Source organism: Rhodococcus sp. SG20037, assembly GCF_031763325.1.
Taxonomy (GTDB): Bacteria; Actinomycetota; Actinomycetes; order Mycobacteriales; family Mycobacteriaceae; genus Rhodococcus_F; species Rhodococcus_F qingshengii.
The window spans coordinates 3,797,206-3,823,420 of record NZ_CP134497.1; the positions used below are offsets into that span (position 1 = coordinate 3,797,206).

The 26,215-nt window shown below is 63.4% G+C and carries 25 protein-coding genes and 1 other RNA gene; 10 read left to right on the forward strand and 16 right to left on the reverse strand.

Annotated elements, in window-relative coordinates; all coding sequences use genetic code 11:
• Positions 1–84: 84 nt before the first annotated feature.
• Positions 85–1,128 (forward strand): alpha/beta hydrolase family protein, encoded by a 1,044-nt coding sequence (locus RHP72_RS17370; RefSeq protein WP_178377298.1) that lies wholly within the window; start codon positions 85–87, stop codon positions 1,126–1,128.
• Positions 1,129–1,198: 70 nt separating this feature from the next.
• Here RHP72_RS17370 and RHP72_RS17375 read toward each other — a convergent pair whose 3' ends face one another.
• A complete protein-coding gene (locus RHP72_RS17375; RefSeq protein ID WP_030537550.1) occupies positions 1,199–1,591 on the reverse strand; it encodes a VOC family protein in 393 nt (130 codons plus the stop codon).
• A 56-nt stretch (positions 1,592–1,647) separates the two neighbouring features.
• Here RHP72_RS17375 and RHP72_RS17380 point away from each other — a divergent pair, with 56 nt between their 5' ends.
• Together RHP72_RS17380 and RHP72_RS17385 are read left to right on the forward strand one after the other, a co-directional pair.
• Positions 1,648–2,427 (forward strand): AraC family transcriptional regulator, encoded by a 780-nt coding sequence (locus RHP72_RS17380; protein ID WP_228232662.1) that lies wholly within the window; start codon positions 1,648–1,650, stop codon positions 2,425–2,427.
• 2 nt (positions 2,428–2,429) lie between these two features.
• A complete protein-coding gene (locus RHP72_RS17385) occupies positions 2,430–2,780 on the forward strand; it encodes an inorganic pyrophosphatase (protein ID WP_047270827.1) in 351 nt (116 codons plus the stop codon).
• Here the strand turns inward: RHP72_RS17385 and RHP72_RS17390 are convergent.
• From RHP72_RS17390 to RHP72_RS17400, 3 genes are read right to left on the reverse strand one after another with little or no spacing between them, the layout of a single operon-like run.
• On the reverse strand, positions 2,773–3,882 hold the full coding sequence (locus tag RHP72_RS17390) for an LLM class flavin-dependent oxidoreductase (RefSeq protein ID WP_073512202.1): 1,110 nt from the start codon (positions 3,880–3,882) through the stop codon (positions 2,773–2,775). The two genes, RHP72_RS17385 and RHP72_RS17390, sit on opposite strands and share 8 nt — an antisense overlap.
• The gene (gene thiM / locus RHP72_RS17395) at positions 3,882–4,727 is read right to left on the reverse strand and encodes a hydroxyethylthiazole kinase (protein WP_050656432.1); all 846 of its coding nucleotides are present in this window, start codon (positions 4,725–4,727) and stop codon (positions 3,882–3,884) included. Before thiM ends, RHP72_RS17390 begins: the two co-directional genes overlap by 1 nt.
• A 43-nt stretch (positions 4,728–4,770) precedes the next feature.
• Positions 4,771–5,691 (reverse strand): sulfurtransferase, encoded by a 921-nt coding sequence (locus RHP72_RS17400; protein ID WP_073512201.1) that lies wholly within the window; start codon positions 5,689–5,691, stop codon positions 4,771–4,773.
• A 128-nt stretch (positions 5,692–5,819) separates the two neighbouring features.
• Between RHP72_RS17400 and RHP72_RS17405 the strand changes: the two genes are divergently transcribed.
• Positions 5,820–6,506, forward strand: coding sequence for a GntR family transcriptional regulator (locus tag RHP72_RS17405; protein WP_003941581.1), 687 nt, complete (start codon positions 5,820–5,822; stop codon positions 6,504–6,506).
• A gap of 48 nt (positions 6,507–6,554) precedes the next feature.
• Here the strand turns inward: RHP72_RS17405 and RHP72_RS17410 are convergent, their stop codons facing one another.
• The 4 genes from RHP72_RS17410 to RHP72_RS17425 form a co-directional block, all read right to left on the reverse strand.
• Positions 6,555–7,076 (reverse strand): hypothetical protein, encoded by a 522-nt coding sequence (locus RHP72_RS17410; protein WP_042445775.1) that lies wholly within the window; start codon positions 7,074–7,076, stop codon positions 6,555–6,557.
• A gap of 18 nt (positions 7,077–7,094) precedes the next feature.
• The gene (locus tag RHP72_RS17415; protein ID WP_007735448.1) at positions 7,095–8,126 is read right to left on the reverse strand and encodes a cupin domain-containing protein; all 1,032 of its coding nucleotides are present in this window, start codon (positions 8,124–8,126) and stop codon (positions 7,095–7,097) included.
• Positions 8,127–8,186: 60 nt separating this feature from the next.
• Positions 8,187–9,008, reverse strand: a complete 822-nt coding sequence (locus RHP72_RS17420) for an alpha/beta fold hydrolase (RefSeq protein ID WP_003941629.1) — start codon at positions 9,006–9,008, stop codon at positions 8,187–8,189.
• Positions 9,009–9,196: 188 nt separating this feature from the next.
• Complete coding sequence (locus RHP72_RS17425) at positions 9,197–10,324, reverse strand: NDMA-dependent alcohol dehydrogenase (RefSeq protein ID WP_003941634.1); 1,128 nt, start codon at positions 10,322–10,324, stop codon at positions 9,197–9,199.
• Between the two features lie 166 nt (positions 10,325–10,490).
• On the opposite strand from RHP72_RS17425, the gene RHP72_RS17430 reads away from it, so the two are divergent.
• Positions 10,491–11,351: a fused MFS/spermidine synthase gene (locus RHP72_RS17430; protein WP_311093635.1), complete on the forward strand. Its 861-nt coding sequence runs from the start codon at positions 10,491–10,493 to the stop codon at positions 11,349–11,351.
• A gap of 9 nt (positions 11,352–11,360) precedes the next feature.
• Here the strand turns inward: RHP72_RS17430 and RHP72_RS17435 are convergent, their stop codons facing one another.
• From RHP72_RS17435 to RHP72_RS17445, 3 genes are all read right to left on the reverse strand, one after another.
• The gene (locus RHP72_RS17435) at positions 11,361–14,375 is read right to left on the reverse strand and encodes a bifunctional [glutamine synthetase] adenylyltransferase/[glutamine synthetase]-adenylyl-L-tyrosine phosphorylase (protein WP_030537556.1); all 3,015 of its coding nucleotides are present in this window, start codon (positions 14,373–14,375) and stop codon (positions 11,361–11,363) included.
• Positions 14,372–15,712 (reverse strand): glutamine synthetase family protein, encoded by a 1,341-nt coding sequence (locus RHP72_RS17440; RefSeq protein WP_003941637.1) that lies wholly within the window; start codon positions 15,710–15,712, stop codon positions 14,372–14,374. Before RHP72_RS17440 ends, RHP72_RS17435 begins: the two co-directional genes overlap by 4 nt.
• A 107-nt stretch (positions 15,713–15,819) precedes the next feature.
• Positions 15,820–17,391, reverse strand: coding sequence for an alpha/beta hydrolase (locus RHP72_RS17445; RefSeq protein WP_030537557.1), 1,572 nt, complete (start codon positions 17,389–17,391; stop codon positions 15,820–15,822).
• A gap of 207 nt (positions 17,392–17,598) precedes the next feature.
• Here RHP72_RS17445 and panB point away from each other — a divergent pair, with 207 nt between their 5' ends.
• Genes panB through pip form a run of 3 tightly spaced genes read left to right on the forward strand, consistent with a single transcriptional unit; the run spans position 17,599 to position 19,940 of the window.
• Positions 17,599–18,468, forward strand: coding sequence for a 3-methyl-2-oxobutanoate hydroxymethyltransferase (gene panB, locus RHP72_RS17450; RefSeq protein WP_007735454.1), 870 nt, complete (start codon positions 17,599–17,601; stop codon positions 18,466–18,468).
• Between the two features lie 51 nt (positions 18,469–18,519).
• Positions 18,520–18,957, forward strand: a complete 438-nt coding sequence (locus RHP72_RS17455) for a hypothetical protein (protein ID WP_007735455.1) — start codon at positions 18,520–18,522, stop codon at positions 18,955–18,957.
• Entirely contained in the window at positions 18,957–19,940 is a 984-nt protein-coding gene (pip, locus tag RHP72_RS17460; protein ID WP_118603027.1) for a prolyl aminopeptidase, read from the forward strand. Before RHP72_RS17455 ends, pip begins: the two co-directional genes overlap by 1 nt.
• A gap of 4 nt (positions 19,941–19,944) precedes the next feature.
• Here pip and RHP72_RS17465 read toward each other — a convergent pair whose 3' ends face one another.
• From RHP72_RS17465 to rnpB, 3 genes are all read right to left on the reverse strand, one after another.
• Positions 19,945–21,354 (reverse strand): RNB domain-containing ribonuclease, encoded by a 1,410-nt coding sequence (locus tag RHP72_RS17465; RefSeq protein WP_311094875.1) that lies wholly within the window; start codon positions 21,352–21,354, stop codon positions 19,945–19,947.
• Between the two features lie 108 nt (positions 21,355–21,462).
• Complete coding sequence (locus RHP72_RS17470; RefSeq protein WP_007735457.1) at positions 21,463–21,648, reverse strand: hypothetical protein; 186 nt, start codon at positions 21,646–21,648, stop codon at positions 21,463–21,465.
• 319 nt (positions 21,649–21,967) lie between these two features.
• Positions 21,968–22,382, reverse strand: an RNA gene (rnpB, locus tag RHP72_RS17475) — RNase P RNA component class A.
• A gap of 54 nt (positions 22,383–22,436) precedes the next feature.
• On the opposite strand from rnpB, the gene RHP72_RS17480 reads away from it, so the two are divergent.
• The gene (locus tag RHP72_RS17480; RefSeq protein ID WP_007735458.1) at positions 22,437–22,964 is read left to right on the forward strand and encodes a DUF1697 domain-containing protein; all 528 of its coding nucleotides are present in this window, start codon (positions 22,437–22,439) and stop codon (positions 22,962–22,964) included.
• A 28-nt stretch (positions 22,965–22,992) separates the two neighbouring features.
• Positions 22,993–24,228 carry an SLC13 family permease gene (locus RHP72_RS17485; protein ID WP_007735459.1) on the forward strand — a complete coding sequence of 412 codons (1,236 nt, stop codon included), beginning with the start codon at positions 22,993–22,995 and terminating at the stop codon, positions 24,226–24,228.
• A gap of 29 nt (positions 24,229–24,257) precedes the next feature.
• Here the strand turns inward: RHP72_RS17485 and RHP72_RS17490 are convergent, their stop codons facing one another.
• Both RHP72_RS17490 and RHP72_RS17495 read right to left on the reverse strand, forming a co-directional pair.
• Entirely contained in the window at positions 24,258–25,397 is a 1,140-nt protein-coding gene (locus tag RHP72_RS17490) for a bifunctional RNase H/acid phosphatase (protein WP_030537561.1), read from the reverse strand.
• The gene (locus RHP72_RS17495; RefSeq protein WP_003941604.1) at positions 25,394–26,131 is read right to left on the reverse strand and encodes a zinc ribbon domain-containing protein; all 738 of its coding nucleotides are present in this window, start codon (positions 26,129–26,131) and stop codon (positions 25,394–25,396) included. Before RHP72_RS17495 ends, RHP72_RS17490 begins: the two co-directional genes overlap by 4 nt.
• Positions 26,132–26,215: the final 84 nt, after the last annotated feature.

Below are 26,215 nucleotides of genomic sequence, written 5' to 3' on the forward strand. Positions count from 1 at the left end.
CCACTTAGTGTCATAAGGAATTCCGCGCCTCGGGGGGCTCGGTCGGATTTCGGTGTGCAAGCACCTTTGGGGCGGGAGTGATACATGCACGAGGCTCACACAGATTTGGCGAAGAACCCAGATATTTCGAACCCGGATCTTTCGAGAAACCGTATTTCGAAACGAATCAAGCGTCGGATCCTGGGCCTCGCAGCGACAGCACTCGCACTCCCCCTGACCGCAGGCCTGATCAGCGGATCGGTAGCGACCGCAGCGCCCGCGCGTACCGCCCCGGCCGGTGGCTACGAGGAAGTGTTCGTAGACTCGTCGATGGGACCGATCAAGGTTCAGATCCAGTGGGCTTCGCGCGGCGGCAACGCGGCGCTCTATCTTCTCGATGGCCTACGAGCACGCGACGACCGAAACGCATGGAGTTTCGAGACCAACGCTCTCGAGCAGTATCGCGGCGACAACGTCACGCTGGTCATGCCGGTCGGCGGGCAGTCCAGCTTTTACTCCGACTGGTATGCGAACAGCAATTTGAATCGCCAGCCGGTCACGTACAAATGGGAAACCTTCCTCACCCAGGAACTTCCCGCCTATCTGGAATCGCGCGGCGTCTCCCGAACCAACAACGGCGTGCTCGGACTGTCCATGGGTGGCAGCGCGGCACTGACGCTAGCCGCCTACCACCGCGATCAGTTCAAGTTCGCCGGTTCGCTCTCGGGATACCTCAACATCTCAGCTCCAGGCATGCGTGAGGCGATCCGGGTGGCCATGGTCAGCGCCGGGTCCTTCAATGTCGATGCAATGTGGGGACCGCCGTGGAACCCCGCTTGGCTCCGCAACGATCCCTTCGTGTTTGCACCCGAACTGGCTGGGCTCTCGCTGTACATATCCGCTGCGAGCGGCCTACCCGGGCAGTTCGATCAACCGCGTCGTCCCGTCGACTTCGTAAACACCGGTAGTGCAATCGGCCTCGAAGCACTGGCCTTGATGAACTCACGCGCATTCCAGTTGCGCATGAACTCGCTGGGAATTCCGGCAACGTACAGCTTCCCGGCCAACGGCACGCATTCGTGGCCGTACTGGGGTGCGGAATTGTGGAAGGCCCGAGGCCAGATCCTCGACACCCTCGACGCTTGGTGAACTGACAACTGGATCAACGACAATCGCAGGCCCCGACCGATATTCGTTCGGGGCCTGCGCCGTTCGAAAATCAGAGCGTGGCAAAGAGATCCACGGTGTTGCCGTCCGGATCGAGAAGAACGGCGTAACGCTGGCCCCACACGGCGTCGAAGGGCGCCTTGTGCCCGGGGAACTCTGCTGTTATGCGCTGATACGCCTCGTCGACTGCGGCGGGAGTCCCGAAATCGAAGGCCAAGGCGACGGGGTGTCGACCTTCCCCGACGGCGAAGTCAGGATCGAAGCTCGCGATGGTGGACAGCGCGTCCCAGGCCAGCCGAAGCCCACCGTCGAAAGTGAACTCCACATGCGGAGCGTCAGCGGGTGTTTCCGGAATGCCGAGCCCGAGGGTTCGGTAGAACGCGAGGGAACGAGCGAGATCGTTGGTGACGATTCCGACGAGATCGAGTCTCGGAGAGACGGACACGGTATTTCTCCTGTTTCAGGTCGAGAAGTGATCGGCGAGTGTGTGACGATGATCTGATGACCGGCGCTGACACCCTCGCTCTCGACGGTAGTCGGACGGTAGCGTCGAGTCTTGAACAAAACGGCCACACCTATATCGAGACTCAGATCACCGATTCGGCCGGCGTCTTCAGTTGCACGTGGAAAAGCACCAGCGAAGCCCATACGCCCACGGAAGCAAAGCGGATTCTTCCCGATCTCTGCGCCGACTTCATCGTCGACAGCACCGGAAAGTCGTGGCTCGTCGGACCTGCCACCGGTGCCGATCTGGTTTCGGTCGCCGCCGGTACAACCATGTGGGGCATCCGGATCAATCCACCGGCTCTGCGGAGCCTGCTCGGCACAGCTGCCGACGCGGTGCAGGATTCGAAGATCGCCTTCGACGACATCCTCACTTCCAGACAAGCGCGGGTACTTGCCGACGCCCTGAGCCACGAGGCAGTCGACGCTCACCTACTGGGCCAGTTGTGGCGCGGACTGGAACCCGACCACGGAATCGAGCGTGGTTACTCCGCGCTCATCTCCTCCCCTTCCACGCCGATACGAGAGATTGCTGCAGACCTCGGTGTTTCCGAACGTCATTTCAGACGATCGATCACATCGGCGGTCGGGCTGTCCCCCAAACTGATTCAGAAGGTGCAACGAATGCAGGACGTGTTGACTCTCAGCCGCGGCGCAAATCTCACGCTGTCGTCGCTGGCCGGTCGCGCCGGCTACGCCGACCAAGCCCACCTCGCACGCGATACGCGTGCACTGGCAGGCCTGACACCGACTCAGCTACTGCGCGAGCACCGGTAACGATGAGTGAAGAACTGTTCGCCGCCCTCGATCACCTGGCTGCCACGTCAGCTGTCGTGATCGATCGCCCCCGAGGGTCGGCACACCCGCGGTACCCCGATGCGATCTATCCGCTCGACTACGGCTATCTCGACGGCACGGTCAGCGCGGACGGCGACGGGATCGATCTGTTCCGAGGCTCGGCCGTCGGCAACGGTGTTGTCGCCGTGGCCGTTGTTGCCGACATCGTCAAGAAGGACGTGGAAGTCAAGATCCTTCTCGAATGTACTGCGTCTGAAATCGACACTGCCACAGCATTTCTCCGCGACGTTCTAGGTCTCGGTGCCACTGTCTTGCGGCGCGCCGTCAGCTGAGTTCGTCGAATCGCGGAACAAGATGCTCCGCAACCCACTTCGCCTCCTCGATCAGAGGCCAACCTGCCAGGATCAGTGCAGTCAAACCGGTTCGGCTGCGAAGCGTGCGTACCGAGTCCGTGATCGAATCCGGATCGCCGACGTAGTACACGGCCGATGACCCGGTGCCGAAGATGTCGAGGGGTGACCACGCCGTGATACCCGCGTACAGCCCGTCACCGACGTACAACTCCTCCGGTTCCGGAAGTCGGCCGGAGGCAATCTTGTCCGCCCAACCCTGTCGCTGAGCGTCGCGGGCGGTGAAGGTCTTGAGGTCTTGCTTCCCCTGAGTACGACGACGCACTGCGTTGTCCAAGACATGAGCGATCTGCTCGACGCCCGTCTTCTCGAACAACGAACGGAACCGGTCGTGCGCCTGCGCCTTGGTGGGGCGAACGATCACACCGGTGAGCGCACCGAAGTCGGTGAACTCGCGCCCGGCTGCCTCCGCCGCCGCCCGTGCGGCAGAGAATTTGTCTTCGATGAACGAAGTCTCGCGCAGCATCGCCAAGTAGGTGTCGAGCACCTTGCCTGAATTCGCCAGGCCTGCAGGCGAATCACCGGTACCCCACAGCGGAACCTGATGCCCAGCGGGCGCATCGATACGCAGTGGTGTGTTGGGAAAGTTCGACTCCGTGCCTTCGGCGTAGATGCGGCGGAAGTCCGCCCAGTACTGTTCCCCCAACTCGTAACGCTCGTCGTGGGGCACGTTCATGTCGTACTTGGTCAGGATGTTCTCGCGTCCGTTGACCGAGTTGATCAACAGTCGGCCGCCGCTGAAGGCGTCGAAAGTCAATGCCTTCTCCGCCAGCAGTCGCACCGGCGTCATGTTCGCGTAGACGGCGACGAGGAACTTCATGCGCGTGGTGTGCGCTGCCGCCCACGTCGCCGAGATGAACGGATCGTTCGGCCAGGTGGCAACAAGCGCACCTTCGAATCCGCCGTCGTCGATGGTCTTCGCGAGCTCGATCTGCCTGGCCCCGTCCACGGGGAACAGCCCACCGGGGCTCCACGGGTAGTCCCCGTCTGCCTGGGTGAGATACCAGAATGTCTTGATGCCCATCAGTTCTGCACTCCAGCCGGCAGGTCGAACGATTCGATTCGGGCACGCGAACGGATGGTGTCCGCATTCACGCTGTAGAGCGCGTCGAGGTATGCGACCGCGAAAGAACCAGGACCTGAGGCATTTTCCTCGGCGATCTCCGATGCCACGGCAACATGCGTATGCGCGGCAACCAATCCGTCCAGCGCGGTCGACGTGACGGCGAGGTAGGCAGCGACCAGGCCTCCCAGAGAGCAACCGGTACTGGTCACGCGCGGCAACAGAGCGCTGCCACCGGAGACTCGGATGCCCCGAACGTCGCCGCCACCATCGCGGCCGACGATGTAGTCGACCGGTCCGGATGCCGACACGGCATCCGCACGCTTCAGGAGTGACAGAGCGGCGGGCACTGCGTCGGCGGAATCGGAGGCACTGTCGACGCCGCGGGTGTCACCGCCGAGTCCGGCCAGAGCGATGATCTCCGATGCGTTCCCGCGGATGGCGCTGGGGTGAAAGCGCAGCAGATCCACAGCGATACCGCTCCGCCAGGGTAGTCCGCCGACACCGACGGGATCCAAAACCCATGGCGTACCGGCAGTTCGGGCCGCTTCTGCTGCTATCAGGAAAGCTTCGGCTGTCCCGTCGTCCGGCGTTCCGAGGTTGACGAGCACTCCCCCGGCGATGGCAGCGAACCCACCCGCTTCGTGGACGTTGTCGATGTGAGCGTTGCTTGCGCCGGCGGCGAGCAGAACATTGGTCAAGAAGTTCGCAGAAACGATGTTGGTCAGCGACTGGACGAGCGGTACCTGATCGCGGAGTGCGTCGATCGCCGACGCGACGGTTTCGACAGAGACAGTGTCAGACATGAGAATTCCTTCAGAACGGGAGGTAATTGAGGACTGCGGCGATTCAGGACCGCGGACATCGAACATCCGCAAGCGCGCCGCCGGGCTCACCGCCGACAACCATCGGCAAAGTCGGATCTGCAGTCCATTCCTCCAATGAACCGTCGTAGACCTTGACGTCCTCATAGCCGCCGCGGATCAGTGCGAGTGCTGTCAGGCACGCCGAAACTCCACCGCCGCAATAGATCACGACAGGTTCAGCGACGGGTGGTAGAACGTCAGCAGATTTCGACCGAACATCGTCCGCCGGAAGCATCCGGGCATCGGCGTCGAGAAGACCCTTCGCAGACAGATTCACACTTGACGGAATATGTCCGCGTCGCGAATATCGCGTCTTCTCCGTTCCCTCGTACTGCTCAGGCGCCAGCGCGCACACCAGCGTTCCGGCTTCTTCTCCTGCGGACAGTGAGGCAACGCGAGGTAGATCGACCCACAGGCCAAGGTCCGTCACACTCCAACGCTTCGACGCCGACGTGTGGGTGACGTCGTCGCCGCTCGCGAGGGCGAAGCCGCATCGAGTCCATTCGGCGAGGCCACCGTCGAGGACCCTTGCTTCGATGCCGGCGTTGCGAAACACCCACCAGAGCCGTGATGCCCAAGTGGTCGAACCCTGGTCGTAGATCACGATTGTCGCACCCGGTTCGATACCACTGGATTGGAGATCGGACATCAACTGCTCCGTTGACGGGCGTGTGAAATGCAGCGCCGCTTCCCTTTCGGAAAAGACGTCCATGAGGTCGACGTGTCGGGAACCCGGGATGTGCGAGGAAACCCAGCCGTCGTACCCGGACTCCGGGCGATAGTCGCCGTCGAATCGAGCGGGAGGAAAATGAACCGTCGCGTCGAGCACAGCGACGCCTCCCTCGCGCAGCATCGCGTCGAGTTCAGCAGCACTCACCAGCGGCGACGCGGTCTCTCCAGCCACTTCAGACCCTCTCCCTCGGAAACGAACAAGCACGAACCTAAATGAGTACTAGCGTATACGCAAGTACTCACTCGTCGCCGATGGCATAATCGAACGCGCTCTACTTGCATGCACAGGAATGAGGACACATGGATCTCGACGCCGATACGAGCACCACCGATCTGCTGGTGCCGGAGGCTGCGCTGGGCCGGTCCGATCAGACCTCGCGGCAGTACCTGCGCCTGCGAGCCGACATCCTGGCCGGCAAGTTCCCCCAGGGCTCTCCGCTGCACGAGACTCAATTGTGCGAATCGTACGGCGCATCGCGTACCCCGATCCGCGAGGCACTCAACTGGCTCGCGCACGACGGTCTACTCGAACGAGCCGCCCGCGGTTTTCGTGTCCGTTCCGGCACACCCGAGGACGTCATCGAAATCTACGCAGCGCGGGTTGCCCTCGAATCGGAAGCCGCCGGCGCCGCCGCACTCCGCCACAGCGATCTCGACCTTGCCCGCCTGGACGGATTGCACGAGTTCTGCTGCACTGCAACAGAAGGCACCGAGGTTCGTGCCGGAAACTTCAAGTTTCACGAGGCCCTCTGGCAGGCCGCCCACAATTCCACGATCACCTCATTGCTGATCCGCCTCACCACCCAATTGCGAATCTACGACAGCGGCCCGCCGTCGAACTACGGCGAACCTGACCTGCTCAATTCGGAGCATCAAGAGATCCTGAACGCCATCCGCGCCCGGGACGAATCGTCCGCACGTGGTCACATGCGCAACCATCTCGAGCGCAGCCGCGACCAACGAATAAGGATGTTCGCCAGCCGCTGACTTCAGACAGCCCAGATTTCTGCACACTGACGCCTGCGCCGCCGTCGCTCAGACGGGGAGCGTGCCGGTGTCGACGTCGTACACGCTCTCGGCCGGGCTCGACATCACTCGATCCGCCATCTCCTGCTTGAGCTCTGTCAGCCGTGACTCGTCTTCGGCCGTCCGGTCGGACTTACGGGACAGAGTGATGAACTCGTCGACGACGAACCCCTCCCGAACAGTCAGCGTGACGCTCGCGCCGCGATAGGTGATCCGAAATACATACAGCGCGAGCGTATTTCCACGTTCACGCCTGGCCAAGGAACTGTCAACGGTGTACCGCCCTTCGGTCACCGCGCGCGTGACCAACTCGAACGCATCGCGCACTCCTGGTCCGCCGTGTGCGGTGGTGACGACCAGCTCGCGACGCTCGACGGAGCCTTCCCCGCCGAGCACACCGAGAGCGCGCTCGAGAACCTTGTAGGCATGCGCCACGCCGCCCGGGGCCTGCGGACCGTGATAGCGGAGGGCGTCCTCGTACGTGAAGTCGAGCATCGTCCCGTGATCGGTCACGGTGAGCGTGGTGGCCATGATGGGCGTCCTTGCCGGTCAGTGCTGGCGGTCGATCGGATTGATCCGCGAGACGATGAGCGGATCGATCGGAGTGAAAGGGAAGTGCGGCAGCTCCCGCTCCGGAACGCCGAACGAGGCCGAGAGAACGCTGCGCGAGAACGCGGAAGCCGTTGCACGGTAGCCTATGTCGCCCGGTGTCGGCTGGTCGAAGAAGATGAGGAAATTGATGTCCTCGTCACCTAGAACCTCGATATGATGGGGATAGGCACGCGGAACGAAATACACCTGACCGGGCTCCAGTAGGTAGGTGTCGAGCGAACCGTCCGGATCGAGGACCGTCATCCGCCCGTGACCACGATGCACGTATCCCATTTCGGCAGTGACGGGATGCCAGTGTGGCTCACGCATTCCACTCTCGCGAATAGTCAACGAGTACATCGAAAGATCCTCCAGCGCCGCCCAATACTGCTTTCGCGCCACTTTCGCCTGTCCGTACGGATATGCGAGAGGCGCGATCTGGCCTTCGAGATCGAAGAGATGCGCGTTGGGAAGGCCGGCGGTATCGGGAACGACGGCGGCGCCGTCCCGCCGAACTATCTGGGACGCATCGGCTCTACCGAAGACGTCGAAGGCCGATGCGGCGAGATCGTACGTATTGCCGAGCACCGCGTTCGACATTGCGCTGACGCTACTCTGCAACGAAAAGTGCTGCGGCAGAGAAGTACGCAGGGCGGCGATGATCTCCGCCTCCTCCTCTCCGACATTCTCGATGTGATAAATCGCGCCGGATTCGACGTGATACATCTGCCCCGCTCGCACCACGAAACTGGCGAACTCGTCAGCATTGCCCAACATCGAGACGAGCACGGTTCCGCTGGTGACGTAGGCGATCTGGTTCGCGTTGACGTTCCATTGTGGTTCACGGATCGCGCCGGGACCGAGAACAATTCGTTTGATCGACAGACCGGACAGGATCGGCAACGAACTCGTGTCGAGCTGCGAGATCGACCCGAGTTCGTTCTCGAAGACACTGGGGCCATTGCGTAGTGAGGCAACGTGTGTAGACATGGCAATTTTATCCTTCCCACTCTGGTCCTTTCGACTCCGCTCCCTTCCGCCTCGCTGACGTCAGTCCTCGATGAACGCGAGAATGTCCTGGTCCAGTGTCTTCTGATATGAGCCGTAGATGCCGTGAGGTGCGCCCGGATACACCTTCAGCGTGCCCTTCTTCACCAGCTTGATCGCCTTCTCGGCCGCTGCGCCGATCGGCACGATCTGATCGTCGTCGCCCTGAGCGATGAGGAACGGAACGTCGATGGCTTCGAGATCGGAGGTCTGGTCCGTCTCCGAGAATGCCTTGACGCAGTCGTAGGCCGCGGCGAGGTTGACCAACATACCTTGCCGCCAGAAGTCGTCCTTCGCCCCTTGCGAGACGTCGGCACCTTCGCGGTTCGCGCCGTAAAAGCTCTCGCTGAGATCCTTGTAGAACTGCGATCGGTCTCGCAGAACTCCCTCACGGATGCCGTCGAAGACCTCGATCGGTGTGCCTTCGGGGTTGCCGTCCGACTTGACCATGATCGGCGGTACGGCGCCGGCGGTGATCACCTTCGCCACGCGCCCTTTGCCGTGCTGCGCCGCGTACCGGACCACTTCCCCGCCGCCGGTCGAATGGCCAACCAGGACCAGGTCTTTCAGGTCGAGTGTGTCGATCAGCTCAGCCAGGTCCTTGGCATATGTATCCATGTCGTTGCCGGTGTACGTCTTCGACGAGCGACCGTGTCCTCGACGATCGTGCGCGATGGTCCGGTATCCGGCGTCGGCGAACAACTTCATCTCGACCTGCCACGCGTCAGAACTCAGCGGCCACCCGTGGCTGAGGACGATCGGCCGGCCGACGCCGTGCTCGGTGTAGTAGATCTCGGTTCCGTCGGAGGTGGTGATGTAGGGCATGCTCTGCTCTTCTCTGTCGAGTCGTGGACTGAGATCCGGACACGGTGCCCGGTTTCCTCACTCTGCGAGTGCCCACTACGGGGGCAGTCGACTCATCGATCGACAGAAATGTGCGTGGGGGCAGAAGACTCCGGCCCGACACCACGAAGCGTGGTGCCGGGCCGGAGCCTTCAGTCAAAGGGAAACGATCAGTAATCGTCCTCCGTGTAGACGATCATCCCGCGCAGATTCTTTCCTTCGAGCATGTCGGCGTACCCCTCGTTGATCTCCTCGAGCTTGTAAGTCTTGGTCACCAACTCGTCGAGTTTGAGTGCGCCGCTTCGGTAGTGATCGAGCAACTTGGGAATCTGGGACCGTGGCCCTACCCCGCCGAAGATGGCTCCCTGCAAACGCTTCTGCAGAAGGGTCAGCTCGAAGAGGCTGAGCGTCACCTGCGAATCTGCGTAATGCCCCATTCCGACGACCACGACCTGGCCACCCTTGCCCGTCGCGCTGAGCGCGGGCTGAATGATGTCGCCGTGAATCTCGCCCACGGTGATCACGGTGACGTCGGCCATCTTGCCCCAGGTGATCTCGCCGATCACCGGTAGCGCTTCCTCGAGGGAGGCAAAAGTGTGTGTGGCGCCGAATTCCTTTGCCTTGTCGCGCTTGAACTCGACGGGATCGATCGCGATCACAAATCGTGCTCCGGCGGACGCCGCACCCTGCACCGAGTTGATTCCGACGCCGCCGACGCCGACGACCACCACCGTGTCGCCGACCTTGGCTCCACCGATTGCGGTGGCCGATCCCCAACCGGTGGCAACACCGCAGCCGAGCAAGGCCGCCTTGTCGAGCGGGATGTCCTTCTCGATCTTGATCACCGACGCCTCGTTGACGGTCACGTACGGCGAAAATGTTCCGAGCAGGCACATCTGGATGACCGGCTCGTCGTCGAGGGTGACGCGGTACGTCTTGTCGGAGATCGCCTGCCCGGTCAACAGGCCGGCTCCCTCGTCGCAGATGTTCTGCAGACCCTTCGCACAGGACGGACAACGTCCGCACGCCGGGATGAAGGCGAGAACCACGTGGTCGCCTTCTTCGACGCTCGCGACACCCGGGCCGACCTTCGTCACCACTCCGGCGCCTTCGTGCCCGCCCAGGGCCGGGTAGAAGGGCAGCGGGCTGGCGCCCGTACGCAAATGTTCGTCCGAATGGCACAGCCCCGATGCGGCGAGTCGGACCTGCACCTCACCCGAGACCGGGTCCCCCAGCTCGACCTCTTCGATCTCCCACGCCTGACCTGGCGCCTTGACTACCGCTGCCTTGACCTTCACCTGCACTCCTCGAAATTCTTCGTGATGCACGGACGACGAAAGAACGCGCCGGCATTTGTGTCGCCGATCACACTCCATGTACGAGTGTGCCTGAAGTAGCCCGAGAATACCGTCGGTCCGTGTGCCTTTTTGGTAGCCGCCTTTACCAGAAAGGCGCACGGCTAACATGGACACAGTGGCCAAGGGAACTCGCAAGACCAGAACTCGCAGCAGTACTCCCGAGCGAGGCGGGTCCGGTCCCGTCGCCGGCACTTTTCCGATCGATACCGGGACGTGCGAACTAGTCCGCGATCAGTACTCCGATGACAGTTGGATCATCCAGATCAACGGAGTGCCCAGTTCCCACGTGAACGTCGCGGATCCCACGGTGCTCGATTTCGAGTACATGCGGTGGATCGCGCATCTGGTCGATTCCGAACGTGACAAGGCCGAGCGCCTGCGGGTGCTTCATCTCGGCGGTGGCGCCTGCTCCATGGCCAGATACTTCGCCGCCACCTACCCTGACGCGCGTCAAGTGGTGGTCGAAATCGACGGTGCTCTGGCGGAACTTGTACGCGATTGGTTCGACCTCCCGCGCGCGCCTCTTCTGCGCATCCGCGTCGGAGAAGCCCGCGCCGTCACCGAAACTCTCACCGAGTCCACCCGGGACATCGTGATTCGAGATGTCTTCGCCGGCAGCACAACTCCGACACCACTGACGACGGCGCAATTCACCACCCACGTACGACGCGTGCTCGCACCGGGCGGCATCTACATCGTCAACTGCGGCGACACCCCGGATCTCCAGGGCGCGCGCAGCGAGGCCGCAACCATCGGCGCACAGTTCGAACACATGGCGATCATCGCCGATCCCGCGATGCTCAAGGGCCGCCGCTACGGCAACATGATCATCGCGGGCAGCGACGTACCGATCGGCGGGCAACCCGCGCTCGCGCGCGAGCTACTCGGCGGCGGAGTTCCCGCCCACGTGTGGCAGGACGCCGAAGTCCGCAAGTTCGCCGCGAATGCGCCGGTTCGCCAAGACTGAGCAAAAACGCTACTCCCCGCCGAAGACCCTCTCCACCACTGCTTTTGCCCGACGCGTGATGCGCAGGTAGTTGTCGAGGAACTCCCCTGCGTCGTCGCCGTATCCAGCGACCTGCGCCACCGCCGCGAGAACACGGCCCGGGCCGGGAAGCTGATCGGTCGGCTTGCCTCGCACCAGAACGAGGCAGTTGCGTGCCTTCGTCGCGGTGATCCAGGCGTCACGTAGCAGTTCGACGTCACCTTCGCTGAGCAGTTCCGCGGCGCCGATGGCGTCGAGAGTCTCCAGCGTCGACGTGTTGTGCAGCGACTCGATCTTGTCGGCGTGGCGCAGCTGCAGCAACTGCACAGTCCACTCGATGTCGGCCAAGCCGCCGCGACCCAGTTTGGTGTGCGTCGCCGGATCGGCTCCGCGAGGAAGCCTTTCGGAATCGACGCGCGCCTTGATGCGCCGGATCTCGCGCACCGCCGCGTCACTGACGCCGCCTTCGGGGTAGCGGGTCTTGTCGATCATGTGCAGGAACCGCAGTCCCAATTCAGGATCACCGGCCACCGGGTGCGCACGAAGGAGTGCTTGAATCTCCCACGCCTGAGCCCACTTCGCGTAGTACGCGTCGTAAGACTCCAGGGTTCGTACCATCGGTCCGTTGCGACCTTCCGGGCGCAGTCCGGTGTCGACCTCGAGCGGTGGATCTGTACTCGGTGCCCCGAGAAGCTTGCGCACCTTGTCGGCAATGCTGTTGGCCCACTTGACCGCAACGGTCTCGTCGACGCCCTCGCGGGGTTCGCACACGAACAGAACGTCCGCATCGGATCCGTAGCCGAGTTCCCCGCCGCCCAATCGGCCCATGCCGATGACGGAGAAACTGGCCGGCGCCTCGGTCCCGAGTTCGGTGACGCTGGCCTTGATCACAGCGGAGAGCGATGCATTGAGCACCGCGGCCCACACCGAGGACAGCGCCTTGCAGACTGCGGGAACATCGAGCATGCCGAGGATGTCGGCCGACGCGATTCGCGCAAGTTCGTGTCGGCGCAGCGAGCGGGCCGCGGCAACAGCACGATTCGGATCGCTGTGTCGACCGGAGGCGGTGAGGATTCCGCGAGCGACGTCCTCGGGCTTCGGCTCGACCAGGCGCGGTCCACTCGGCGAATCCGCGAACAAGCGAATCACGTCGGGAGCCTTGATGAGCAGGTCGGGTAGGTACGCCGACGAGCCCAGCACGGTCATCAGACGCTCGGCCACCGCAGCCTCGTCGCGGAGCAGGCGCAGGAACCACGTCTGGTCGACGAGCGCGTCCGAGAGCCTGCGGTAAGCGAGCAGCCCGGCATCGGGATCCGGTGTGTCCGCGAGTGATTCGAGCAGAGTCGGCAACAGGAGCGCTTGAATGCGACCCTTGCGTGAAGCGCCACTCGTCAGTGCAGTCAGATGCCCGAGAGCATGCTCGGGTGCCGTGTAACCGAGAGCGGCCAACTGGCGAACCGCGGCTTCTGGCCCCAGGACCAGTGCTTCCTTGTCCATCCGCGCCACCGATTCGAGAAGCGGGCGGTAGAACAACTTGGCGTGCAGGCGGCGAATCCGATGCGAATTCCGCTTGATCTCGGCGCGCAGGACTCCCAGGGAATCCAGACGACCGTCGGGTCGCATGTGCGCGGCGCGGGCCAGCCAACGCAGCGCTTCCTCGTCGTCCGGCGGCGGCAGGGTGTGTGTGCGCTTGAGCTTCTGTAACTGCAGACGGTGCTCGAGCAGACGCAGGAATTCGTACGACGCAGTCAGGTTGGCGGCGTCGTCGCGGCCGACGTATCCACCCGCCGCCAATGCAGTCAGTGCATCGACGGTGCTCTGGACATGCAACGAACTGTCAGCGCGCCCGTGCACCAATTGCAGGAGTTGGACGGCGAATTCGACGTCGCGCAAACTTCCGCGGCCGAGTTTGAGTTCGCGCTCACGCAGTTCGGGGGGAACCATTTCCTCGACGCGTCGACGCATGGCCTGGACTTCGGGGACGAAGTCCTCGCGCTCGGAGGCGATCCACACCATCGGGCTCATCGCCTCGGAGTACTGGCGACCGAGCTCCATGTCGCCGGTCATCGGACGAGCCTTGAGCAGTGCCTGGAACTCCCAGGTCTTGGCCCAGCGCTTGTAGTACGTGATGTGGGATTCGAGGGAGCGAACCAATTCTCCGCGCTTGCCTTCGGGCCGCAGCGCAGCATCGACCTCGAAGAATGCGGAGGTACCGATACGCATCATCTCACCGGCAACGCGACTGGCCGTCGCATCGGCCGGTTCGGCGACGAACACCACGTCGACGTCGGAGACGTAGTTCAGCTCGCGCGCACCACATTTGCCCATGGCGATCACGGCGAGCCGGATCGGACAGCTGCCCTCGGGACACACCGTTGCGATGGCCACCGCAAGTGCAGCGGTCAGCGCGGCGTCGGCCAGATCGGAAAGCTGGTGCCCCACAGTCTGATACGGAACTACGGGTTCGTTCTCGACGGTCGCCGCAAGATCAGCCGCAGCCAGCAGCATCAACTGGTCCTTGTAGCTCTTACGCAGAGCAACAACAGCTTCCGGCCCGGTTACCGTGGCGCGGTAGGTCAATGAACCTTCGGTGGCACCCTCGTCGACAGTTGCACCCACGACCTCGAGCAACGCTGCAGTCGCCTCGTCCTTGGTCGGCAGAGCGGTGCCGTCGAGCAGTTTCCAGCCGATCGGATCCGCGGCCAGGTGGTCGCCGAAGGCCGACGACGCACCCACCAGTGCGAACAAACGGCCGCGCAGGCTCTTGTCCTTGCGCAGGACCTGATCGAGTTCGCGCCACCCGTCGCCGAGCCCGTCCTTGATCCGCACAAGGGTGCGCAGAGCGAGGTCGGCATTCGCGGCACGCGACAGCGACCACAAGAGTTCGATGCTCTCGGCGTCGACCCAACCGAGCTGACGCAACTCGTCGGCAGCGGTGGGCTCGACCAGCCCGAGTCGACCCGGTCCTGGAACTGCTGATCTCGCAGCGGGCGGTTTCACCGTCACAGACCGAGGTAGGTCTTGAGCTCGAACGGCGTCACGTGGCTGCGGTATTCCTCCCACTCACGACGCTTGTTGCGCAGGAAGAAATCGAAGACGTGCTCGCCGAGTGCTTCGGCCACGAGCTCCGACTTCTCCATCTCGCGCAGAGCGCTGTCCAAGTTGCTCGGCAGTTCCTTGTAACCCATGGCGCGACGCTCGGCGGAGGTCAACGACCACACGTCGTCTTCTGCCTCGGGCGGCAAGGTGTAGCCCTTCTCGATGCCGCGAAGACCGGCAGCAAGCAGGACCGCGAAAGTCAGGTACGGGTTGCAAGCCGAGTCTGGGCTACGGATCTCGACGCGACGTGACGACGCCTTGTTGGGCGTGTACATCGGGACGCGAATGAGAGCCGATCGGTTGGACGGGCCCCACGACGCAGCAGTGGGTGCCTCTCCCCCGTGGACGAGTCGCTTATACGAATTGACCCACTGGTTCGTGACCGCACTGATCTCGTTGGCGTGCTCAAGGATGCCGGCGATGAACGCCTTGCCGGTCTCGGAGAGCTGCATCGGATCGTCCGGATTGTGGAAGGCGTTGGTGTCGCCCTCGAACAGGCTCATGTGGGTGTGCATCGCGGAGCCGGCCTGATCGCTGAACGGCTTGGGCATGAAGCTCGCCCGGACGCCTTCACCGATCGCGACCTCCTTGACGACGTACCGGAACGTCATCACGTTGTCGGCCATCGAGAGTGCGTCGGCGTAGCGCAGATCGATCTCCTGCTGACCCGGCGCGGCCTCGTGGTGGCTGAACTCGACCGAGATGCCCATCGACTCGAGTGCGTCGATGGCGTGGCGGCGGAAATTCGGAGCCGAATCGTGCACAGCCTGGTCGAAGTATCCGCCCGAGTCCGCCGGGATCGGTGGAGTGCCGTCGATCGGGCCGTTCTCCAGAAGGAAGAACTCGATTTCCGGGTGGACGTAGCAGCTGAAGCCCAAGTCGCTGGCCTTGCTCAACTGGCGACGCAGTACGTGGCGCGGATCGGCCCACGACGGCGAACCGTCGGGCATCGTGATGTCACAGAACATGCGAGCGGAATGCTGCGCACCGTCCTTGTGGGCCCACGGCAGGATCTGGAATGTCGAGGCGTCGGGCCGAGCGACGGTGTCGGCTTCGGAGACTCGAGAGAATCCCTCGATGGCGGAACCGTCGAATCCGATTCCCTCCTCGAAGGCGCCTTCGAGTTCGGCGGGGGCGATCGCCACCGATTTGAGGTACCCGAGAACATCGGTGAACCACAAGCGGACAAACCGAATGTCGCGCTCTTCCAGGGTACGAAGCACGAATTCTTTTTGGCGATCCATGCACGCGAGACTAAGCAAGCCACGTTAAATCTGTGTTACATCAGTGGTCCCGGTTAACAGAGTGATTGGTCACCATCGAATAGGCGCAGCGTACGGCGTCGCGCCGGCTAACATGTCAGACCCTCTTCCGGAGCCTTCAAGTAAACGAAGTAGTCGACGACGGCATCGTCGACGCAGGAGTTTCCGTCCAGAACCACCGTGTGTTGGGTTCCGTCGAACGTGATCAGAGCAGCGCCCAACTGCTTCGCGAGATCCACTCCGGCCTGATACGGGGTCGCCGGATCCTGCGTCGTGGACACGACGACCAGCTGCGGCAGACCGGCGTCAGCGAGTGCCTGGGGGTCGAGCGCGTGAGGGCTGCCGGTAGCCGGAACGGGCCAGAACGCGCACAGGTCGAGCGGCGCTTGACCCGTCCCGCGGCCGTCGTCGAGGAACGGCGCCGCCTCGCGGTACCGAGTGTCGGATTCGCCGGCCTCGGCGCGGTCGGTGGTTGCCGGATCGTCCACGCAGCGAATGGCGTTGAACGCGTCGTTGATGTTGGAGTAGCTGCCGTCATCCTCACGGCCTTCGTACATGTCGGCGAGATTGAGCAGCGAGTCGCCGCGTCCGTCGGCCAGACTCGACAGACCCCCACGCAGCGGCGTCCACAACTGTGGCGAATACAGAGCCTGCTGCACGCCGGTGATCGCGTCGGAATAACTCAGCCCGCGCGGATCGGTGGTCTGTGCCGGCTTCTCGATCAACGGATCGACGAGTGCCTGAAAGCGTGCCTGCGCCTGCGCCGGATCATCACCCAGCGGGCAATCCGTTCGCGAGACACAGTCGGCGACAAAGGCGTCGAACGCGCCTTGGAAGCCCTGCCCCTGCAAGACCACTTCGTCGACCGGATCCTGCTCGGGGTCGAGCGCGCCGTCGAGGACCATCGCTCGGACGTTCTGCGGAAAGGTTTCCGCGTACGTGGATCCGAGCCGGGTCCCGTACGAGAACCCGAGGTAGTTCATCTTCGGATCGCCGAGAACGCCCCGAATGACGTCCATATCTCGCACCACCTCGTAGGTACCGACATGAGCGAGGAACTCCGTACCGGTCCGCTCAGCGCACTTGGCGGCGTAGTCCTTGCTGTCCGCCTCGGCGAGAGCGATGCCCTCCGGCGTCATGTCGACGTTGACCTCCGCACGCTCCGCGTCGGTCTCCTCCGGCGTCAAACACCGAACCTGCGGGGTCGACGCCCCGATCCCCCGCGGATCGAAGCCGATCATGTCGAAACGTTCCTGCAATTCGGTGCCCGAACCCGAGGTCGCCATCGACAGCCCGGACCCACCCGGCCCGCCGGGGTTCAGCAACAGTGAGCCGATGCGGTCGCCGGTTGCCTTCGAACGCGAGATCACCACCTTCGCGGTGTCGCCGTTCGGATTCGCGTAGTCGACGGGAACGCTCACCTCGGCGCAGTCGACCCCACGCCCCAGCGGCGCAGTTCCTTCTTCGACAAATTGGTCGCACGAACCCCAGTCGAGCGTCTGCTCGTAGAATTTCTCGAGGCCGGACGGCACCGCGGACGCGGCAGAACCAGCAGGTTCCACTGATTCGGGCGTGCCTTCCGAACTGGTGCAACCGACAACCAACACGAGCACTGCTGCGCTTCCGGCGAGGGCACCGGAGAGGCGAACGAACTTCGACATGCCATCGATGGTGCCAGGAAACCGCGATAGCCAGCGGTTCGCCTCGTCTCGGCACCTACCTGATACGCGCGCGGTGATGTGACCCATTGCACCCCGTCAACTATTCGTGTCGGCGATGTCCGGTGGCAGACTGAACACGTCATCACCCACACCCGGGGACCCGAAGGCGATCAACGCTCAGGGCCTCGAGGCCAGAAAGGGACAACGATGTCCGAAACACCTCTCTACGGTTCTGTACCCAGTGCAGTTTCTGTACCCACTGCAAGCTCTACCGATGCACCGAAGCGTAAGACGCGCATTCACCACCTCGCCGAGATGAAGCAGAACGGCGAACGCTGGTCGATGCTCACCGCTTACGACTACTCCACGGCACGCATCTTCGAAGACGCAGGCATCCCGGTGCTGCTCGTCGGCGACTCTGCCGCCAACGTCGTCTACGGCTACGACACCACCGTGCCGATCACCGTCGACGAACTGCTCCCGCTCGTGCGTGGCGTCGTTCGCGGCGCGCCGCACGCACTCGTCGTCGCCGACCTCCCCTTCGGCACCTACGAGGGTTCCGCCGAGCAGGCCCTGGCGACTGCCACACGGTTCATGAAGGAAGGCCTCGCGCACGCCGTCAAACTCGAGGGCGGTGAGCGGATGAGCAAGCAGATCGCGGCAATCACCTCGGCCGGCATCCCCGTCATGGCACACGTCGGATTCACCCCGCAGAGCGTGAACTCGCTCGGCGGATTCCGCGTCCAGGGTCGTGGCGACGCGGCCGAGCAACTTGTGGCGGACGCCATTGCAGTCCAGGAAGCCGGGGCGTTCTCCGTCGTCATGGAAATGGTTCCGGCCGAGATTGCGGGCCAGGTCAGCCGCAAACTCACCATCCCCACCGTCGGCATCGGGGCCGGTTCCGAATGCGACGCTCAGGTACTCGTCTGGCAGGACATGGCGGGTTACACGAGTGGTAAGACAGCCAAGTTCGTCAAGCGTTTCGGTAACGTCGGTGACGAACTGCGTTCCGCAGCCGCAGCCTATGCATCAGAAGTTCGCACTGGCGCTTTCCCGGCCGCAGAACACAGTTTCTGATCCGAGACCGGCGAACGCCGCCTGTCTCTCAACCAGCCAGGGGTGCGTTCAATGATCGGTAACCGTCGAAGTTCTACTGCCGCAGCTGTAGTCGGCGCGGCAGCTCTCGTCACGGTGCTGAGCGGATGCGCGGGAGGGTCCACCAACTCTCCCGCGCCCAGCAGCACTACGCCCGCGAGTTCCACCACGACGGCGCCGGCAACAACCGCGTCCGGTTCGACGTTCACCGACGCTCAAGTCCAGCAGTTGTGCTCGGATATGGAAGGGCAGCTGCAGAACTGGCGGACCGTCACCCCGACGCTCGGCAAGGGCGGACTGAACACGATCGTCATCACGTGGGCGACGCAGAACGGCATCAACCTGCTCGATCTCGCTCAGAACCGCGAAAGCATCGACGCGGCAACCTCGGCCGCGTGCCCGGACGTCCGGAGCGGCGCGATTTCCGCACTCGAGATCCCCGATCTCGCCTCCGGCCTGGTGGGCTTCTGATGACCGACACTTCCGCGCAGCCGTCGACTCTCCGGAGTCTGTATCCCCCGATCGAGCCTTTCGTCACCGGCTTCCTCGATGTCGGTGACGGCCAGAGCATGTACTGGGAAGTCAGCGGAAATCCGGACGGCAAGCCGGTGGTGTTCCTGCACGGTGGCCCCGGCGGTGGTGCGCAACCGGCGGTACGCCAGTTCTTCGATCCGGCCGCATACCGCATCGTTCTACTCGACCAGCGCGGCTGCGGGCGGTCCACCCCTCACGTTGCCGACGGCGCCGACCTGTCGGTGAACACGACGGACAAGCTGCTGGCCGACATCGAAGCCCTGCGCGAACATCTTTCGATCGACAAGTGGATGGTTTTCGGCGGGTCCTGGGGTTCCACGCTGTCCATCGCCTACGCCGAAACGTTTCCTACGCGCGTCACTGAGCTGGTCCTGCGCGGGATCTTCCTCCTGCGTCGTAGCGAGATCGACTGGTACTACAACGGCGGCGCGGGAAACATCTTCCCGGAGCGCTGGGACAAATTCCTCGAACCGGTACCCGAGGCGCAGCGCGGCGAAGACCTCGTCGCGGTCTATCACCAACTGCTCCATTCCGAAGACCCCGCCGTCGCAGCCCGGGCAGCGATCGCCTGGTCGGCCTGGGAAGGATCGACGAGCTACCTGTACCCACAGGCGGACAAGATCGAACAGAACTCCGAGACCAGGTTCGCCTTGGCCTTCGCTCGTATCGAGAACCACTACTTCGTCAACGGCGGATTCTTCGACGAGGGTCAACTCCTACGCGAAAGCTCCGCACTGCACGGCATTCCGGGGACGATCGTCCAGGGCCGCTACGACGTCGTCTGCCCCGCCACCAGCGCGTGGGCGCTGCACAAGGCGTGGCCCGAATCCAAGCTCGTGATCGTCGACGACGCCGGACACTCCGCGATGGAGCCCGGCATCGCACATCACTTGGTGGAAGCCACCGATTCTTACCGGTAGCTCGCTACGCCGGGAACGTGAACTCCACCGTCCGTTTGACGGTGTCGACGGCGGTGAGTCGCACCTTTGCGCGCTCACCGTCGTCGGGCGTTCCGACGCATTTCGCAATCACTGCGACCGACGGGACAAACACTTCCGCCGAGCGCTTTCCGTCCTTGGCGCGCATCACCACTGCGTCGAAGACCTCGCCGACCCGGCCGTCGAGCAGCGTGGACTCGGTCAGATCGATGCACGCACGGTCGACCTTGTTCGCCAGCGAGTCGGACCCACTCATGATGTCGGGCAGCTCGGGAAGTGCAGTGCGCGCCCATTCCGGTACCGGCGTACCAGCTGTGATCGCCAGACACACCTCGGTGCTGAAACGATCGGACAGCCGGCGCAGCGGAGCAGTCACGTGAGCGTAGGGCGCTCCGATCCCCGCATGCACCGTCAACTCCGGTAGTCGGCCGTCGAAGGCCGCGTAGTCTGCCCCGCGCAGCAACGACGGCGCAACCGACATCAGCGCCATCGTCGACGGCTCGTTGGAATCGAGTCCGGCAAGAATCTGCCCGACGCTTTGCCCCTCCGGCCACGTGATACCCAGCGCCACTGCAGTTCTCCGCAAGGTCCGAACCGCGGACTCCTCGGCCGGCGGCAGCGTGCGAAGCAACCCGATACCTGCGTCGATCATCATGCGGCCGGCACACATCCCGGTCAGCAGCGACACTTCTGCGTTCCAGTCGTCCGCTTCGGTGCGTGGCTCCAGTTCGATCCGCCAGCGAGCCGAGGACTCGTCCTCCGGCTGATCCCGAACCACTGACTGCTCGGGCAGTTTCAGCTCGATGGCGCCCCTGGCAACCGCCGAGGCACTGCGCAATCGTCCGAACTCCGGTAGTGCGGCGATGGACGGATGCAAGGTTCCCGCGTCGGCATCGCGCTGCACGGTCGAATAGTCCAGACGTGCCACGGATTTCACCAGAGCGCGTCTCACCTGCCACGACGTCGGCTCGGCCTGCGCGTCGAGTTCGATCCGCCACAGCGCGGCGGGGCGAACCACGTCCGGCAGCAGACTCGCCGATCCCTCCGACAACGCGCGAGGATGCAGCGGGACGGAACCGTCCGGGAGATAGAAGGTTTGGCCCCGCTTGCGAGTTTCGATGTCGAGAGCGCCACCCGGCGTCACCACCGCCGCGACGTCGGCGATCGCGTAGTGCACGACGTACCCGGTCGAGGTCTTCTCGATGTGCACTGCCTGGTCGAGGTCCATCGATCCGGGAGGGTCGATGGTCACGAAGGCGATACCCGTTTCGTCGACACGCCCGGCGCCGAAACGATCCACGGCATTCTCGGCCTCGGCCTGCGCCGCAGCCGAGAATGCTCCTGGCAAGTCGAACTCCGCCCGAACCACTCCGAAGTCGATTCCCTGCACCATCATTCGACTTGCGGGCACGCATCCTCCATGATCGGTTCGGGCCGGTGTAGCAGCAGTACCGGTCCCAGTTGTTCGAGTCCCGGCTGTTCCAAGGCTCAGTTATTCCAAGGCTCAGTTGTTCCAGTCTTCGTCTGCCCGATCGGCGGCTTTGTTGCGTTCGGCAGCGATCTTCAATGCATGCTCGGCAGAGTCCCGATCAGGGTACGGCCCCATCCTCGTCAGCGAGGACGCACCCTTTCCCTGCGTGACGGAACCGTCGGACACGTCGAAGTACCAGAGTCGATCTTCATCAGTCATATCCACAGTGTGACATCAGAGTGAGATAGAAGCTTGTAGATCGCTGTGAGACTGATATTCTTTCTACTTGGCCTGGCAGGTGAGAACCGGACATTCGAACGGTGAGTTCTGCTTGAATGCCCAACACAAGCTACGAACAGAAAATGGAGTGCGCATGTCCGCAATTCTTTACGATTACCTCCTCCCGCTCATGGGCCATGACGCGGCAACGTACTGGGCTACGCTGCTGGTCATCAAGCCTGTCTGACAGCTTTTCGAACAAAGAAGACCCCCACCGATCCGGTGGGGGTCTTCTTTTTCTCACTGTGCAGATCGCGGGCGGACGAGTCGGCGTGTAAGCCGGATCCTGTCCTGCGGCACCGAAGTGCCGAGTGGCGACCATCCATCTGGGCACACCGTCGCCGGGTGCCTCGAGCGGTTCACCCGCAGGCTCGGGCGAGCAGCCCTCGAACACCTGCGCAGCCGCACCGCGAGCGATGCGACCTTCAACCTTGCTCCGGGCGGGGTTTACCTAGCCACCCCGGTCACCCGAGGTGCTGGTGCGCTCTTACCGCACCGTTTCACCCTTACCTGCCTCGAAAGGCAGGCGGTCTGTTTTCTGTGGCACTGTCCCGCGAGTTGCCTCGGGTTGCCGTTAACAACCGCCCTGCTCTGTGGAGTCCGGACTTTCCTCGGCCCCAGGCCTGTGCGCGATACGCGCTGGTTCCAGAAGCCGCGGCCGCCCGGCCAACTCGTCCGCCCCCGTATGCTACCGGGCGCCTGTCGGTGGCCGGCACTATGGTCACCGTATGACTCGGTACGTGGCCCTACTACGCGGTATCAACGTGGGCGGCATCAACATCAAGATGGCGGACCTGGCGAGAGTCTTCGGTGACCTCGGATTCCAAGGGGTGAAAACCGTGTTGGCCTCAGGCAACGTTCTGTTCGACAGTCCGAGCACCGACATCCCGACGCTGAAGAAACAGATCGAATCCGCCCTTGCCCGCGAGTTCGGCTACGAGGCTTGGGTGTTCGTCCTCGACCTTCCGACACTGCAGGCGATCGTGGACAACTACCCGTTCGAGCGCGAACGCGAGGGTTGGCATGCTTATGCGATGGTTGCCTCCGAGCCGGAAATCCTGGAGGAATTGAGCACTGCAGCAGCGCAACTCGATGCCTCGGTCGAGCGTGTGGCGGCAGGCGACGGAGTCCTGTACTGGGAGGTCGAGAAGGGGCAGACCGTCAAGAGCGCGTTCGGCAGGAACACCGGAAAACCGAAGTTCAAGGCGTTCACCACAACCCGAAACCTGAACACGCTCTACAAACTGCTCAAATGACGCTCGCCCCGACACGGAGCACCATCGCGTGACTCTTCTACCGATCCTGCTCGTCGCCCTCGTCCTCGTCTTCGCGATAGTGCGTCCACGCGGGCTTCCCGAGATCGTCATCGCCGGGCCGGCAGCTGTCGTCGTTCTCCTGACCGGCGTCGTAACTCTCGACGAAGCCCGCGACGAACTGGCGAGCATGGCACCCACCGTCGTCTTCCTGGTTGCCGTGCTGGTTCTCGCTCATGCCGCCGATGCTCTCGGCGTCTTTCGCTGGGTCAGCCAGATCCTGCAGCAAAAATCCCTCGCCGATCCACACCGGTTGCTGATCTATGTGTTCGGCGCCGCCGCCCTGACCACGGCGGTCCTGAGCCTCGACGCCACCGTCGTGCTGCTGACACCCGCGGTGATCGCGGCCGCACGATCCATCGGAGCAAGTCCCCGGCCGCATTCCTATGCCAGTGCGCACCTGTCGAATTCGGCGTCGACCCTGCTGCCGGTGTCCAACCTGACCAACCTCATCGCGTTTGCCGCAACAGGTTTGACGTTCTTGCACTTCACCGCATTGATGGCGTTGCCGTGGGTCGTGACGATCGCTGTCGAGTACCTGATTTTTCGACTGTTCTTCCGTTCGGAACTCGCGCGGGGCGACAGCGCCGAACCGCCGGTGGCAGCCAGATCTGCGCCTGCGCCGATTCTGCCGCTGACGGTGATCGGAATGACGCTGCTCGGTTTCGCGGTTTCGGGTTTCTTCGGGATCGAGCCCGCCTGGATCGCGGTGGTGGGTGCGAGTGTCCTGGGAGCGATCGCTCTGGCTCGGCACCGTACGACCGCCGCCAAGATGCTCTACGCTGCCGACCTCTGGTTCTGCGCGTTCGTCCTGGTTCTCGGAATCATCGTCGCCGGAGTCGCGAACGGGCCGGTGGGCGAATGGATTGCGCAGATCCTGCCAGGCGACACCAGCTACGGCTCACTGCTCTTTGTCGCCGCGGTAGCGGCGGTTGCGTCCAATCTCGTCAACAACCTGCCGGCAACCTTGCTGATGATCGCAGCGCTCGGAACGGCGGCACCTCCAGCGCTGGTGCTTGCGATGTTGATCGGCGTCAACCTCGGCCCCAACCTCACCTACGTGGGCTCACTGGCAACGATGCTCTGGCGACGAGTCGCCACCAGCGCGGGCGCACCGCCCACGCTGGCGACATTCACTCTGCTCGGGGTCATCACGACGCCACTGACATTGCTCGCCGCCGTGAGTGCCCTGTGGTTGGTGATCTGATCAGAGGCTGATCAGCCGTCGGGGCTCTTTCAGCGAAGGTGTGACGTGTCGTTGACCAACCGGACCGAGGCTCCCCCGTCGGGATAGAACTCGGTGATACTCAGCGACGCCAGATCCAGATGCAACCGGTACAGCAACGACGGCCCGGCATCGAGGGCCAGCTGCACCAAAGTCTTGATCGGGGTGACGTGAGAGACGACCAACAGCGTCGCGCCGCCGTAGGTCGAGATCAGGTCGTCACGCGCGGCGACGACTCGTTCGCGTACCTCGTCGAAACTCTCGCCGCCCGGTGGACGCACCGAAGTGTCCGAGAGCCATTCGCGATGCAGGTCCGGGTCACGCTCGGCTGCCTCGCGGAACGTGAGTCCGTCCCAGTCGCCGAAATCGGTTTCGATCAAACCCTTGTGCTCGACGACGGGTAAACCGAGCACGCGGGCCGATGCCTCTGCCGTCTCACGGGTTCTGCCGAGGGGTGAGCAGACGATGGCGTCGATACCGCCTCGGTTCCCGAAGCGTCCGGCTGCGCCGGCAGCCTGCGCGCGGCCCAGTTCCGTGAGCTCCGGATTCCCGCGTCCGGAGTACCGGCGATCGACCGACATCGCTGTCTGTCCGTGACGTAGCAACAACATTCGTGTCGGCTTGCCGGTGGTGGCGATCCATCCCGGAGAGCCGGCGATCTGCGGCTCCGACGTCTCTTCGGACGGCGCGGCAGGTGCAGCAGGTGCGGGGGCCGAAGGTGCGACTGGGCCGGTTTCGATGCCGGCAGCCGCGTCCATCGCCTCGTTGGCAAGGCGATCGGCATGAGAGTTCTCGCCGCGAGGAATCCACGTGTAGGTCACTCGCGAGAACTGCGTCGCCAGCTCGGCAGCGCGCCGCTGCAGCGGAATCATGTCCGGGTGCTTGACCTTCCAGCGCCCGGACATCTGCTCGACGACCAACTTGGAATCCATGCGGACGTCGACCGTCGACGCGCCGAGTTCACCGGCAGCGGTCAACCCGGCGATCAGTCCGCGGTACTCGGCGACGTTGTTGGTCGCGATACCGATGCTTTCCTTGCGTTCGGCCAACACCGAGCGCGAGGCGTCGAACACCACCGCTCCGTAGCCGGCCGGACCGGGGTTGCCCCGCGATCCACCGTCGGCCTCGACGATGACTTGCGAGAGAGTCACAGACCGGACTCCTTGGTACGCACCATGATTGCATTGCACTCTGGGCAACGAACTACGACGTCGGCCGGTGTCGCGGCGATTCGGGAGATCTCGCCGCGGTCGATCTCGATCCGGCAAGCGCCGCATCGGCGTGCCTGCAGAAGCGCCGCGCCCGGTCCGCCCAGGCTGCGCTGCTTCTCGTAGACAGCAAGGAAATCGGCGGGAAATTCACCGACGAGTCGTTCACGATCGGCAGCGCAACGCTCCTGCGCCTTGTCCAGATCAGCGACGGCATCGTCGCGGCGACGCTTGGCGTCGATCAGCTCTTCTTCGGCCTGGGACAGCTGGGCACCGGCGTGATCGTGATCGGCCTGCAACGCCTCACGCTGCTCCATCACTTCGAGCAACTCGTCTTCGAGGAGCCCCTGACGCCGGACCAGGCTGCCGAGTTCGTGTTCGAGTTCGGTGAGCTGCTTCGCCCCGACCGACCCGCTCTGCAAGAGTGTGCGGTCACGATCCTCGCGCTGACGAACCGCGTCGACCTCGCCTTCGAGCTTGCGAATGTCGCGATCGATGTCGTCGATCTGGATTTCGACGGCTACGGACGCGTCTTTACGGCTGATTCGCTCGGCCTCGAGACGTTCGACTTCCTGCTGCTCGGGAAGCGCTCCGCGTCGGTGGGTGATCCGAGTGAGCTCAGCATCCACCCCGGCGAGGTCGAGAAGCTTGGATTGCACCTGTGGTTCGACGTTCACGCTGTATAACTCCTGCTGTAAGTCCGATGTCGGCAGTGCTCGCGAAGGACGGCTCTCGAAGAACTGCTCTTGAATTGTTCGTGC